The following is a 14770-nucleotide window of genomic DNA, read 5'->3' as shown; positions in this document are numbered from 1 at the left end:
TTATTTCGAATTGAGTAAAAAATATTTTCTATAGTTCACTGATTATCAATTGTATTTTATACGATTGATTGATGTCTTAAAAAAGAAACATTTGTCACCTTTATAAAAAAGCACCTCCTATTTTCGTCCAAAATAAGAGGTGCTTTTTTAGTATTTTCTTTGATATAACAGAAAAATTAACTGTTCATTACCAACATTTCTTGTTTTTTCTTCTCTCTATACTCCTTTGGTGATACACCAAACTGTTTAGTAAACTCTTTTTTGAAATACTTGTAATCATTAATTCCGACCATGCTTCCTATCACATACAACTTCTGATCATCTTCTATTAATAATTCAGAAGCTTTCTTTAAACGTATCGATCGAATAAAGCCTGCGATGGTCATTCCTGTTAATCCTTTTAGCTTTCTGTACAGTGTGGATTGACTCATACAGCATTGTTCTGCTAATGTTTCCACAGAGAAAGATTCATTTTCTAGATTCGTATTAATAAATTCAGAGACATCTTGTAAGAATTTTTCGTCTTTATTCTCTGTATTCAGATTAGTGTTTGGCTCAAATCTGACTTTATTTTGGAAGTATCTCTGTACTTTGAGTCGGTTCCTTAACTGAGTCTCAACCTTTGTGTTTAAAACTTTTACATCAAACGGCTTTCTTATATAATCATCAGCACCAGATTTTAACCCTTCTATTTCATGTTTATTATCAGTCTTTGCCGTTAATAGTAAAACAGGAATGTGTGCTGTTGATATATTATCCTTTAGTATTTTACATAGATCAATACCATTCATCTTCGGCATCATTACATCAGTTAAAATAAGATCTGGAATAATTTTAACTGCTAGTTCCTTTGCTTCTGCTCCATTTGCCGCAGTAGTAACCTGATACCTATCTTTAAAGATATCCTCTAAATACTCTCTAATTTCTTCATGATCATCTACGATAAGGAGGCTTTGTTTTTCCCTAGTATTCTCTGTTATAGTTGTTTTCTTTTCACTTACTTCTTCTTTGATACTTGAAACTTCTTTTACCGATTGATTTTCTATTAATGAGTGAGGAATGGTCACAGTGAATTCAGTTCCTTTATTTTCTTCTGATCGGATTGAAATCTCTCCTTGATGTAACTCTACAATCTTTTTAGTTAAAGCTAATCCAAGACCAGTACCCATCATATTAATGCTCTCCACATCCTTAATTTGATAATATCTATTGAAGATTTTTTCTTGCTCAGTAGTAGAAATCCCTTTTCCCGTATCTTTTACCGTCAGTGTTACATGATCAGAATTATTTGAGATGATCATCTTCACTTTACCATCTAATTTTGTGAATTTAAATGCATTGGTTAGAAGATTACATACGACCATTTCCATTTTATCATGATCGAATACAAGATTAAAATCTTTGGCTTTTTTCTCTAAATCAAATTGAATGCTTTTGGATTCTGAGTGGTTTTTAAAATTCAGAAAAATCTTATCAATAAATCTTTCAAAGTTATGTTCTCTTAGATTTAATTGAAGCATTCCATTTTCTGCTTTTCTAAAATCTAAAAGATTATTGATAAGCGTTAGGAGTCGCTGTGCATTATTGTTTATACTGACCACCTTATTTTTCATCACAGGTGTTAGATCCATATCCATGATTTCACTCAGCGGGCTAATGATCAATGTCAGAGGTGTTCTCAATTCATGGGAAATATTAGTGAAAAACATCAACTTCGATTCATTCAATTCATTGTCTTTTTCACTATTAATTTTTTCAATCTTTAAATCGTTTTCTAATTTTGATTTTAATATTATAAAACGCAATACTAAATAGATAACAACAATTAAACTTGATAAATATAAAAGTTTAGCCCACCATGTTAAGTATAAAGGAGGATCTATAGTAAACGTAATCGTTTTTATTGCACTGTAATTTTTTCTATCGTAGGTCGATCTTATTTCTAAATGATATATTGATGGTTTTAAGTTAATTAAATTGATGAGCTGATTATCTCCATTGTCAATCCAATTTTTATCTAGCTCTCTGATCCTGAATTGATAAAAAATAGTGCTATTTGCATGATAATTTGGTGAAACTACTTTAAATGAAAGTGTATTTTCATTATGAAAAAGGTGAATATTGTCTTCAAAATTCACTTCTTCTTCCAATAAGATACGTCCGTTTCTTTCTGCCTGTACTTCAACTCTTTTCTGGTTTACATAAAAGTCTGTAACAAGAATGGAAGGAACCACTTCAGGTTGTAAACTTATTTTTTCTAAATCAAGAACATATAAACCATTAGTACCACCAAAATAGATCTTTTTCCCATCATTATATATGGCATCATTGTTCATGACATTATTGAACCTTTTCTCTCGATCAAAGTTGATGATACTTTTCTCATTTGGGCTTATAGTTCCGATTCCTAAAGTATTACTGAACCATAATCTATTATTATAATCAAAAGTGACACCTTTGATACAGTCATTATTTAATCCATCATCGACTGTAAATACTTTTTCAATTTTAAAACCATTGGAAATGTCTGCTTTAATTAATCCCTGTGCAGTAGACAACCAAAGCTTTCCCTCTTTTTCAAGGTTTATAGATAATATCACAAGTGATGATTTTACTTCATCTTTAATATGACCATAGATGTTATAAAAATCACTCTTATCCTGATCAAAAATTTGTAACCCTCCATAAGAACCAATCCATACCTTTTTAGATCTATCTTTTCCAATTGCACTTACTCTATTATTAACAAGGTTACTATTTTTAGTAGTATAAATGATAGGTTGTTCAAAATTTGGATCTTTTTTTAGGTCAATCACTAATAAACCATTCATTTGTGTACCTATATAGAGGATTTCATTTTCATCTAATAAGACCGAATTCATTCGGAATTTTCTCAAAAAATGACCTAGGTATTTTTTCTGGTTATTTGTATTGTCGATAATATGAATTCCCTTTTTTCCAGCATAGATTATCTTATCTCCCCAAGGTATAACTTTCGTTACTTTTTCTTTTTTATTATCAGGATATTTTTGAAATAGTGTTGAACCTTTAGTCAGATAAGAGAGTCCACCAGACCATGTTCCGCACCATAACGTACCGTAATTATCTTTATAAATTGATAGAATGTTATTATCTGATAAACCAATGTTATTGGTAAAAGTATTATGATAATTCTTGATAGAATGTTCATGAATAAGTTTTACCAAACCTCCATTAGCCGTACCTACCCAAATGTTTTTATCTTGATCAAAAAAGATATCCAGAATAGCTTCGTATTGAGAATTGGTCTCATAATCTTTAATTAATGGAAGCTTCGAAAAATATTTCTGTTCTCGGTCACTAACAAATAATCCTCTTGTCCATGAACCTACCCAAATTCGGCCTTCCTGATCTACTTTTATTGTATTTAGCCCTTTCATTCTGTCCAACGTTTTATCTGAAGGAAAAGATTGAATCACCATATCTGTAGTGGCCATTTTGTACAAACCTTTAGCGGTACCAATAATAATTTGATCCCTAGGTGCATCGTAATACAGCTCCATCACTTCTCCGTATACTTTTCCAGCAGAAATTAGTCGGTCTTCTGATGGATCATATTTATATAGCTTACCGCGTGATGCAAACCATATGTTACCAAAAGTATCTTTAATAAGATGAAGTACTTTAGAGTTTTCAACAAACCTTTTTATTATTCCCTTTTCTTTATTGAAAACAACAACTCCATGATAAAATGTAGAAAGCCAAAGGTTACCATCAGCATCCTCAGTAATAGATGTGATTCTATTGATTGGCCTATTCTTTTTAGTTAAGATATTATCGTAATGTTTAAAATAATCTAATCGACTATTATAATGAGATAATCCCCCACTATTAGTACCTACCCAAATGATACTATCATTTTGAAGATAAACTGCACTAATATTCTCATTCTTTAAACCGGTATATCTTAGAGATGGCCTTTTGACATTAAAGTTCTTACTATCATAAACCACCAATCCACTATTGGTCGCTAACCAAAATAGTTTATTATGATCCTGTCGTATTTTATAGGTGTAATTTGTTGGTAAACCGTTGGAAACATTGAAGTACTCAAACTGATAGGAATCTAAGATTTGTTCAGCATAAGTATCAATAGAAATAATAGACAGAAGATAAAAAAGTAATAGCTTAAATTTCATGTATTAATTATTGGAAACGTATTCGTAGTAGTTAACACAGTTCAATAATAGTAATTATAACACTTATTTAAAAATGTAACAGTTGACCATCTTCATTTTAATAAAAATAAAAAACAAATTTCGTTTGTATTAAATTGAAGAAGGCAGAATAGCAATTATAGAATATGTGTTGTTTATGCATCCAACTAAATTGGACTTTTTATTAGTACAATGATAAAAAATTAACGTAGAAAAAAGTGGGGGTAAATTCTTCAAAAAGTGGGATAAACCTTGAAAACAAGTTAAAAACGCCTATTTCTATTCAAAAACCAAAGGGGAAGTATAGAGAAAAAGTACCTTACCTCTTCTCTACACTTGTTATATTATTGATCCAACAATGGGAAGTATCTTTCTTTAATTACATTCCCATGATGTAATTGATGACCAGCAATTGTAAAGCCAATAGCGAGAACGTTATTCTTAATCCCACTAGCTACACCTTCCTGTAAAAGCATTTCGTCGGTAAAGCTTTTAAACATGGCAATTGTGCCCATTCGTACAGCTTGAAATTCAGCTACCAATTCATCAAAATCTCTTTGATAACCTAAAGCGGTTACTGCATAAGCGTTCTCTTCAAAACCCTCGATTTCTGTTTTGTCCTCTCGGGCAAATCGTAATGCTCTATAGGCTAGAATTCTCTCTGTATCGATAATATGTTGAATAATATCATGCATTGTCCATTTTCCAGTTGCATAGACTCTAGTACCCAGTTCTCTCATCTTTTCAACATTATCCATATTGATGTTAACCAGTGTTTCAGAAAGAACATCTACGACATCTTTATCCTCACATAGGTTGATGTAACGGTCGTAAAATTCTGGCATAAATGGGATATCTTTTTTTTTCATCCGTGATAGTTTTGGTGATCTATTGAAAGCTTGTAAATTCAAACTAAATTTTAATATAATCGATTCAAGTATATAAATCATTATGAAGAATATTATTTCTGCACCTGAACTTCATGAATTACTTCAAAACGAAAAGCTTATTATTTTAGACGCTAGCCAACCTGGTAATAAAGCGGGATTAGTAGCATCAAACCCTGATTTACAGATAAAAGGTGCTCGTACTTTTGATATCAAAAACGACTTTAGTGACACTTCTTCTTCCCTGCCTAATATGTTACAAGATGAGCAGAACTTTGAAAAAGCAGTACAAGCGTTAGGAATCAATCAAGATAGTATTCTGGTCGCCTATGATAATCTTGGAATATTTACCAGTCCAAGAGCTTGGTGGATGTTTAAAACGATGGGCTATAATAATATTTCTGTACTAAATGGTGGCCTTGATGCATGGATAGACAAAGGTTTCCCTACTGAAGCCATCGGTACTTCACAAGTTTTCGATAAAGGAAATTTCAAGGCATCGTTCAATAAAAATGCTGTTGTTGATGCTAAATATGTATATGAGAACGTAAACAAATCAACGGATCAAGTTATAGATGCTAGAGGGAAACAGCGTTTTGATGGAACGGTGGAAGAGCCTCGCCCAGGAATGAGAAGTGGACATATTCCAAACTCACAAAACCTGCCTTTTAAAAAACTTCTTGAAAATGGATTTTATAAAAGTATTGAAAAAAGAAAAGAAATCTTTGATCAACTTAATTTAGATCAGGAGAAACCCTTAATTTTTTCTTGTGGTTCTGGTATTACGGCAGTTGTTGATTTGTTAGGTGCTGAAGATATACTTCCACAAGAGAAAAAAGTATATGATGGCTCTTGGACGGAATGGGGACAATCGAAATATCCTATTGCAACAAATAAAGACTAAGGATTGAGACAAAAAAAGAAGAGGAAACACAAAATGTTACCTCTTCCTTGTATAATCGGAATTATTAAATACACTTATGATGTATGTCTTTCACATCATTGTTGAATCTTATAGAACGTTTTTCACTGTCACGTGAAAAGTTTGTGAACTTTATTTTTGATCACATTGCTAATCTAGAATTATTCTAAATAAGAACCAAGCATTATGTAATGTTAATTTAATTATTTTCTTATTTCGTATTAAAATTCTGATTTCGTTAACGTTATCCTACAAAAAGATATAAAACAAAAAATCCTGAGCTAAACGAAAATGTTTAACTCAGGATTTATAATATAAATGTTTATTCTTTAGTTTTTGATAAACCTCAAGCTACCCAAATTACCTAATTTGATAAAGTAGATACCATTTAGTAATTGGCTGATATCAATCACATCTTGAGCTTTGGTAGTCATCACCACCTGCCCCACTAAGTTCACGACCATTATATCAACTTCATACGGTAAACCATTGATATAGAGCACATTTGAAGCAGGAATTGGGAAAAGTGAAACATCCTGGATATCAATTTCAGCATCAAGAATTGGATTATCATCACTTGGTGTTCCATCTTCAATTGGGTCTTCATCATCGACAGGTACTTCCGGATTTTCAGGAGTTTCTGGTACTGTTACTTCCTCCTTTGAAACATTAAAAGTTACTATCTCAGAAGCGGCATTGTATTCTTCATTACCTAATTGAGAAACAGTAATTTTAACCGTTCCTTCAGCTCCAGTTAGAGTTATAGTTGTTCCATCTAAAGAAGCAGGACCTTCAATTGCATAGGCTAACTCAAGATTTGATGAAGTTGAAGCTACCAACTCAAAATCAGCATCTGTTGTCTTTTTATCTCCAATTGGATCTATTGTTATCGTCTGATCCAATTTCACAATATCATTTGGAGCAGATGATTCTGAACCAGGAACTAAATAATCTGAATAGAAATACACTCCATTAAGTTGAAAACTCCAATTGGAAGGACTTTCATTTTCAACTCCATTTTTCATAAGAATCTTCACATACTTAGTCCCCTCAGGAATTTCCTTATTAGATACAAATGCAAATTTATGAGAATGTCTATATTGATCTATTACTCCTTCGGCATTGATAATATCATTGATGAATAATGAGATAGAACGCATTTCTAATGATTGATAAGTGTTATTATCCTGTGAGACAAGTACTTCAATTTGATAATCTTTTAGTACTGTATCATTGTTCGCGATATAAGTTCCCGAACTATGCAATTCTACTGCTTCAACTCTAATCGCTCCGATATTTTCTACTTCATAAATCACAAAAGCATCTTCAGTTGAGCTTCTCACTAACCTTTTACCATCCTGATGAAAATCTTTACCATCATCATCTGTTAAGTAAGTATTATCTGATTTTTGGAAGTATTTTTCAGATGAAGAAAAGTCATCCGCCTTAATTGGCAAAATAGTACTGCTTGTTCTGTACCTTTTACTTTCGATTTCGAAAATTGATTCATCAACATCTACGACAATATTATCTAGATCCATGATCATATTACGATCTTCTGCTTTATAGATACGAACACTTCCTAATAATGCAGCAGCATGATCTTCTCCATCTCCTTCTAAAACAATTTTAATATATTTTGTTCCTTCAGGGAAATCAGTCATATTTTCATAGGTATAGATATTACTATCCCAAGTATAGCTACCAACGATTTCATTGGTCATCATTTCTTCCCAAGTTGAGTTGTCAGTAGAATAATAAACTTTCCATGTACCATATTCAACTGGGATATTTTGCCATTTTCCTGTATCCTCATTCAATACAGATTTATAGGGAACCCAAGTCTCGACAGTTAATACTCCAGGGTTGGTCACTTCGTAAGTGATAAAGTTTTCTGAAACTCCTGCATTAACTCTTTGTACTAAAGATCCATCATTTTCAATAGGTACACCCCAATCTTTAGAGAATGATTTCCAATTATCACTCTTTTCATAAGCAAGATCTAAATTTTCTAAATGATCATTTAAAGCATAATCCGGACGTAGTTTGTATTCCATCTTCTTTTGGAAAGCAGCCAATACTTCTACATATGCAGGATCATCAATTACATTGATAAATTCATCTTGGTCATATTTGTGATCATACAATTCGTCTTGGCCATCATAACGATTAATATAACGGAACCTTTGACTCTTTATACCATAGTTTTGACGGTCTGAAGTTTTATAGAACCAATTACCTATTACCGATAAAGCTACTTCATCTCCTGTAAAGTCCGAAGAGTTAACATCAAAAAGGAAAGGCTTTAAACTATTACCGTCTAAATCAGCTCCAGCTTCACTAAACTTTGTATCTCCAGTTAGTGAACATAAATCTTGCAATGTAGGATAAATATCTACCAATGATACTGGGTGATTTACTTTTCCGCCATGTGTATTTTTATGGATAGGTGATTTAATGATCAATGGAACTCTAGTCGAATGTTCCCAAAGATTATTCTTGTGAGAATAATCTTTTTCTCCCATCAAATAACCATGATCGCTAAATAACATGATCACTGTATTGTCTTTGTACTTACTATTCTCTACAGCATCAACAACTTTACCGACCATTTCATCAGCAAAAGCAACACTTGCTAAGTAGCCTTGGAAATACCTTTTTAATCCTTCATTCTTATCGATATGACTATGTTCTAGAGCATCAACAATCTCATGTCCTCTATTCGTACGGTCATAAGTAAAATCTTCTCTGTCATCTAAATAGATCTTTGGAAGTTCAATGCTCTCTAAGGGGAACATATCAAAATATTTGTCTGGCACTACAAAAGGCGAATGGGGACGAATGATTCCGACTGCCATAAAAAAAGGGTCTTCACTATCTGCATCGGATAAAGCATTGATATGCTCAACAGCCCAGTCTGTATTTTTCTCATCGGGCATAAGATCTCTGTCCTCTTCAGAAACGTAATTAAATTTCTCTCCTGTAATAGTACTGTACCATCCTTCAATTAATCTATCAAATCCAGAATTGTCATCTAATGTTTGATGTCTCATTGCAGTTGGAATATCAGAAAGTCTTCCGTAAACACCGTCTAACGAACCACCGACATCTGCCATTTGGTGAATAGAACTTGAGTGAATAGCTCCACTTTTTCCATTATAAGCAACTGGACCATAATCTTGAGAATCCTCATGTACATAATCCCACCATTTATCTTCACCTGAGGTAGAGTGAGTAATCTTACCTGTTTTGTAAGTGGTGTAACCATTATCCATAAAGTATTCTGAAATCAATTTTGATTCCTTTAGTACTGGGTTATTCTTCCAGTTACTACCACCTGTACCAAAATGCTGTGAAGTCATAGGTAATATACCATTCAAGAAAGAGGCTCTTGATGGATCACATAGAGGAGCGTTGGAATGAGCATTCATAAATGAAACACCTTGTGTCGCCAATTTATCAATGTTAGGTGTCTTTGTTTTTAGATAACCACCCATAAAGCCAATGTAATCATTTAGATCATCGAGAACGATCATCACTACATTTAACTTCGCTCCAACAATACTTAATTCAAATAATTCTGTAGTTGAAAGATCACCCTCTGTGATTGTTATTTCAACCTTATAAACATTATCTCCATCATGATCTGCAGCTATATCTACACTTGGGGTAGTTACAAATGATAGTTCCCCTTCTGAAGACAAATTAAAAGAGGTCTGATCCTCACCACCTGTAATCTCATAAGAAACATTATTATTGGGAGATAGTGTTTGTAAAGTTAACTTCTCTTGATTTTCAGGGTAATTTTGAAATGGGTCAGTGATAAATATTGGTGGTAATGCTAAAGATCCTACTCCTAAATGTCCAATATCATTATTCGATTTTGTTTGACCTATTGCATCAGTAATAGTACCTGATGCAGTTCCTGATGCATCAGCCAAAGAGGTATTATAAATTGGTAAAATATATAAGCCATTTTCAGCTTGCTGCAACTCACCAAATTTTAAAGCTGACTCGGCTACTTGTGCTTTCTGCAAATAATTTGTCCCGTTTTCAAAAGGTGCTCTATCAGAAGCTGAGTGAACATATGAAATGATATTACCACTTACATTAAAATCTGTATCCGCCTCGTTTGAGATAACAATATCTTCTCCATCGGCTCTTACGTCATCACCCACAATATTATTAAAAAGAATATTGTTATGCATGTTCACTACAATAGTTCTATTATTTGCTTTATCATCATCACTTAAAGCTGAATATAAGTTGATTCCAGCAGATTTATTGACCGCCTCAGTAGAATTATAAGCAAAGGTGTTATTTAAGAAAGTGACTTCTTTAGCATTTGCTCTAACTGAAGCTCCCGTACCAGTACCACCTGCAACGTTACCATAAAAAAGGCAATTTTCGATCACTAATGGGATTAGGTTCGAGTTATTATTAATAGCTCCACTGTGTGTGGCACTCTTGTTATTAATAAACGAGGAATTTTTTACTGTTAGCTCTCTGTTTGTAGAAATAGCTCCACCTTGGCTTTTTGCATAGTTTTCAATAAAATTACAATTTTCAACCGTTAATTGAGAGTTCAATTTGTTGTTATAAATTGCTCCTGCTTGCCCCCCTTCAAAACCATACTTTATGGTAAGATTTCTAAAAGTTACTATTTGCTCATTTTGAGACATAGTAAAAATACGTTGGTTTGAAGCAGGTACTTCACCATTCTCTAAACGTACAAAAGGTGATTCAATATTTCCTTGAACTATAGAAGTGAGTGGTGCATCTCCCTCAATAGTTATAGATTTATTGATAGTAATTCCATACTCTATCACTGTTCCAATAATATGGATGATATCATCATTTGATGCCTGAGCAATAGCATATGAGATCGTCTGAAAAGGAGCTTCTTGAGTTCCATTTTCAGCTGCATCGGTACCATCAGCCTTTACATACCATGTATCGGCATAAATAGACGTCAGCCTCATTATAAAAATGATAGTAAATAGTAATAATCTTCTCATTTGTGTTCAGTAAGTAAACAAAAAATATTAGGCGTATATTTTACACGACTTCAAAAATGAATATCGCGGATTGAGATATAAAAAGTTGTATTTGTATAAATAGAAGTTAATGAAGGGTTAGTTTAGGTCAAAATGAGATTACTCTATTCTCTATTATGAATTTTATATTGGTTTACTGAATGCACAAAGAAGAAGAATACAAACCTATAAAGTGGTATTTTCAATGAAAAATACTGCAGTTATATATCAAATGAGTACTGATTTTTTATCTTATTTAATTTTAAATTCTTCAATTACAGGTAAGGCCTTATTATCAAAATCAAACAACGCCTGGTTTTCCCAAGAAGAACCATCAGTAGCTTCTGTACCTTTCCAAGCAATTAATTCTGCTCCCCAGTAACAAAAACCTAAAGTATATTCTTTAGCTGTAGAAAGCGTTCTGATTTCTTTTATAAAAGCCTTTTGACCTTCCGCACTTGAAGGGTAATCCGGTGTAATCAATTGGTCATCACTACCAATAATATTATTCGTCCAATCATTCCAACCTAAAGTAAATGCATAAGCGGTCTCAGCCACCAGAACATCTTTATCATAAGATGAGGCTAAACTTGATAAGGTTGAACTAAGGTTGGATAATGACTTTCCATGCCATAATGGATAATATGATAAACCAATGATATCGTAATCAAGTCCATACATCTCATTAAAAAACCAGTCGGATCCTTCTATACCTGCGTAATGTAAAATAATTTTGGTATTGGTATTTTGGTCTCGAACAGCTTTGATTCCCGATTTCAGTAATCCTTTGAACTGTTCCATATTTTGAAGGGTGCCTATTGGATGTAATATTCCAGTATTGATTTCATTACCAACTTGAATGTACTCTGGTGACATTGTATTTACAATGGAAGAAGTATATTCATAAACACTGTCTTTTAATGCTTCGTAAGACAGGTTTTTCCAACGTTCTGGAGTTTCCTGATGTCCAGGGTCAGCCCAAGTATCAGAGTAATGTACTGTCAACCATATTTTAAAACCCATTCCTTTTAACTCTTGAGAAAAACGTTGTACTTCATCAAAAGTAGAATGATTAGAAACAGGATCAACCCACAATCTTAAACGCACTGTGTTTACTCCATGATCACTTAAGTAAGATAAGAAGTTAATTTCAGTGCCCTCTTCATTATAAAATACAGGGTTGGTCAGTTCAATTTCAGGGTAATTTGAAATATCAACAGCTGAAATTTTGTTTGTTGTCTCTTCCTCTTCGACTTCATTTTCAGTACTATCTTTACATGATACAAGTAAAGAAAAGAGGAGTAGGTAAATTAAGTATATATTTTTAATAGCTTTCATTATCTGCAAGGTAATAAATAGAGTCTACCTTTCTGTTTTATAAAATACAATAGATTTAAATGCTTGATAAGATTATTATTCAACATCTTACCAAGCATTTACTACTAAATATTCTCTGTAATTATTTGATAAAACATCTCGACAAGTTTTTGTTGTGAATAATGTTTGGACATATGTAAAACCAATTTAAAGTTCCTTTCATCATAGCCAGCCATTTCTTGCAACCAATTCCCTCTTTTGTCTATTTCTAATAATACATATAATTTATCTTCAGCGGCAATAAACATCACTTCCAGTTCGTCAATTTTTCCTCTGAAATGACCTCCATTAGGCTTAAACTCCAACTCTTGGACGACAGGAAGTTCAGTAGGAATTCCATAGCCTGCTCTTTCGCATTCGGTCTCTGCTAAGTACAAACCTAATTCCTCAAATGCATGCATACATTGCTCCTGCAACGGATGAGGAGCTATTAATAAATCATCACGGTCAGATTTATCAATGGCATTATCGATATCAACTAATGTTTTCATGTATACTTTAGAATCACCAAAAGAAACGGGTACATCATTTGGTAACTTCAAATCAAATTCAAACACCTCATCGACCTCTTTTTTGATGGTAAATGAGTCTGCGATAGCATAACGCCATAGCTCAATTTCTTGATGTGCTCTATTATTCTCAGTATCCTCATCTTTGATATAAACATGAGCATATAATCTAATTTCAATTTTATTGATATTCTGGTCTACATTTCCAGATTTCAAGTACACTTTACCTGTTATCTGTTCTCCGGCGTGAACTTGTTCTTTATCAAAAATGGTATCGACTTTTAAACTCCCAATTCCTACACTGGCAAGAGCTTTCTTAAAAAATGACATATCGTTTGTTTAATTTATTACTCAATTGAATTTACATCTTTTCTAAATGGATTCTAACTCTTCTTCTTATTTTTGTGATAAAACATCAGTACTGTGAGGTATAACACTAAAAGCATTATTCCTACGATCACTAATGCCTCTCCAATAGAAAAATGGTCTGCCAAATACCCAAACAAAAATGAAAGTACAGCGGTAGCAATGGTACTAACAAAAGATTGAATAGATAAAAAGGTAGTAGTCATATCAGAAGGTGTATCATCCATGATATAAGAAAAAATAAATGGTTTTCTTAAACTATCTATGATATAAAGAAGAGAAAAAGAAATTAGTGACAATACCACAAAATTGAATTCATAAAAGATACCAGAACAGATCCCTACCACCAAGCCTGCAATTAATGTAACTGTAATATAAGAAGGTTGATCACTAAAGCCCTTTGTAATTTTTTTCGCATTAATCGATGTTGTTGAATTCAGAAAATAGATAATAAAATAAAGTACCCCCACGACTATACCTATCCTTTGATGCTCTGAACCTATGTCTTTAATAAAGACTAAAGACAAAGCAAACGTGGCCATTATTGGTTGGATAAAATCTTTTACTGCACCAAGAAATGAAGCCAATGTTGTAGAATTCCCTATAACCTTTATTAAGTGTGGATTTTTTAACGCAGTCAACATTTCTGAATTAAAACTTTCTGTTTTCTTTTTCTTAGATGCTTTTCCTGTATTCAATTCTTTTGGGTAGGTAATGATATTAAAGAAGTTGATGACATATGGTACAATGGAAAATAGAAAGATGTTATTGAAATGCTCTGTATTGAAAACCAACACCCCTGCCACCAAAGATGAGATAGCACTCCCCATTTGAGCCCAACCTCTTGTATGTCCAAAATAATCTGCCTTTTGATCTTCCCATCCTTTAATTTCTAAATATGATAGGATAATCGCCTTATGTGTACCACTTCTTAATGTTTCTGCCAAACCAAAAAAGGTAAATGATAAGATCAGAAGATAGAAATTAGGGTAAAGGTAGATGATAAGAAAAGAGATAATGTAAGCTAAAAAAGCTAATGACAATGACTGCTTCCTTCCCATTTTGTCCGCTAAAATCCCTGTAGGTACTTCTAAGAAAAATGCCACTAACTTTCGAATACCGTATAACACTCCAATCTGAGTATAACTCACCCCTATTCCGGAGAGATAGATAATCATAAAAGGGTCAAAAAACCTGAGATTCTTAAGAAAACCATAAGCAGAAAATCTCCAATAAAGAATATCTTTCTTAAACGTAGTATTTTGGGTCATACAATAATTTACTTTGGGTGATGATATAAGTTAATGAAAAGAGTATTGATAGACAGCATATTGCTGAAAATTTTAATATGAATGTTATTGCGTCATAAAAAAATTAACATATCAGATCTTACATTATTCAACTATTTTGCATGTATTCAAAACATAACAAAACATACAAGGCGTTTTGATTTATTTTTAACAATAAAAAGGTGATT

The 14770-nt window shown here is 32.7% G+C and carries 7 protein-coding genes; 1 reads left to right on the top strand and 6 read right to left on the bottom strand.

Translation table 11 applies throughout. The features are described 5' to 3' along the window. Nucleotides 1–176: 176 nt before the first annotated feature. Nucleotides 177–4178, bottom strand: a complete 4002-nt coding sequence (locus HGP29_RS21145) for a two-component regulator propeller domain-containing protein (RefSeq protein ID WP_168884429.1) — start codon at nucleotides 4176–4178, stop codon at nucleotides 177–179. A gap of 362 nt (nucleotides 4179–4540) precedes the next feature. Then, the gene (locus HGP29_RS21140) at nucleotides 4541–5065 is read right to left on the bottom strand and encodes a DinB family protein (RefSeq protein ID WP_168884428.1); all 525 of its coding nucleotides are present in this window, start codon (nucleotides 5063–5065) and stop codon (nucleotides 4541–4543) included. 82 nt (nucleotides 5066–5147) lie between these two features. Here HGP29_RS21140 and HGP29_RS21135 point away from each other — a divergent pair, with 82 nt between their 5' ends. Beyond that, entirely contained in the window at nucleotides 5148–5987 is an 840-nt protein-coding gene (locus tag HGP29_RS21135) for a sulfurtransferase (RefSeq protein ID WP_168884427.1), read from the top strand. Nucleotides 5988–6334: 347 nt separating this feature from the next. Here the strand turns inward: HGP29_RS21135 and HGP29_RS21130 are convergent, their stop codons facing one another. The 4 genes from HGP29_RS21130 to HGP29_RS21115 all read right to left on the bottom strand — a co-directional run bounded on the left by HGP29_RS21130 (nucleotide 6335) and on the right by HGP29_RS21115 (nucleotide 14564). Next, nucleotides 6335–11023: a sulfatase-like hydrolase/transferase gene (locus HGP29_RS21130; RefSeq protein ID WP_168884426.1), complete on the bottom strand. Its 4689-nt coding sequence runs from the start codon at nucleotides 11021–11023 to the stop codon at nucleotides 6335–6337. Between the two features lie 270 nt (nucleotides 11024–11293). Then, nucleotides 11294–12379, bottom strand: a complete 1086-nt coding sequence (locus HGP29_RS21125; protein ID WP_168884425.1) for a glycoside hydrolase family 53 protein — start codon at nucleotides 12377–12379, stop codon at nucleotides 11294–11296. A 104-nt stretch (nucleotides 12380–12483) separates the two neighbouring features. Beyond that, a complete protein-coding gene (locus tag HGP29_RS21120; protein WP_168884424.1) occupies nucleotides 12484–13257 on the bottom strand; it encodes a sporulation protein in 774 nt (257 codons plus the stop codon). 53 nt (nucleotides 13258–13310) lie between these two features. Beyond that, on the bottom strand, nucleotides 13311–14564 hold the full coding sequence (locus HGP29_RS21115) for an MFS transporter (protein ID WP_168884423.1): 1254 nt from the start codon (nucleotides 14562–14564) through the stop codon (nucleotides 13311–13313). Nucleotides 14565–14770: the final 206 nt, after the last annotated feature.

Source organism: Flammeovirga agarivorans (assembly GCF_012641475.1).
Classification (GTDB): Bacteria; Bacteroidota; Bacteroidia; order Cytophagales; family Flammeovirgaceae; genus Flammeovirga; species Flammeovirga agarivorans.
Note: the sequence above shows the minus strand (reverse complement) of the source record. Positions and strands in the feature narration are given on the sequence as shown.

What these genes read in the sequence shown, in the direction of transcription:
- HGP29_RS21145 (WP_168884429.1), bottom strand. Translation starts at nt 4,178, where the DNA reads ATGAAATTTAAGCTATTACTTTTTTATCTTCTGTCTATTATTTCTATT.
- HGP29_RS21140 (WP_168884428.1), bottom strand. Translation starts at nt 5,065, where the DNA reads ATGAAAAAAAAAGATATCCCATTTATGCCAGAATTTTACGACCGTTAC.
- HGP29_RS21135 (WP_168884427.1), top strand. Translation starts at nt 5,148, where the DNA reads ATGAAGAATATTATTTCTGCACCTGAACTTCATGAATTACTTCAAAAC.
- HGP29_RS21130 (WP_168884426.1), bottom strand. Translation starts at nt 11,023, where the DNA reads ATGAGAAGATTATTACTATTTACTATCATTTTTATAATGAGGCTGACG.
- HGP29_RS21125 (WP_168884425.1), bottom strand. Translation starts at nt 12,379, where the DNA reads ATGAAAGCTATTAAAAATATATACTTAATTTACCTACTCCTCTTTTCT.
- HGP29_RS21120 (WP_168884424.1), bottom strand. Translation starts at nt 13,257, where the DNA reads ATGTCATTTTTTAAGAAAGCTCTTGCCAGTGTAGGAATTGGGAGTTTA.
- HGP29_RS21115 (WP_168884423.1), bottom strand. Translation starts at nt 14,564, where the DNA reads ATGACCCAAAATACTACGTTTAAGAAAGATATTCTTTATTGGAGATTT.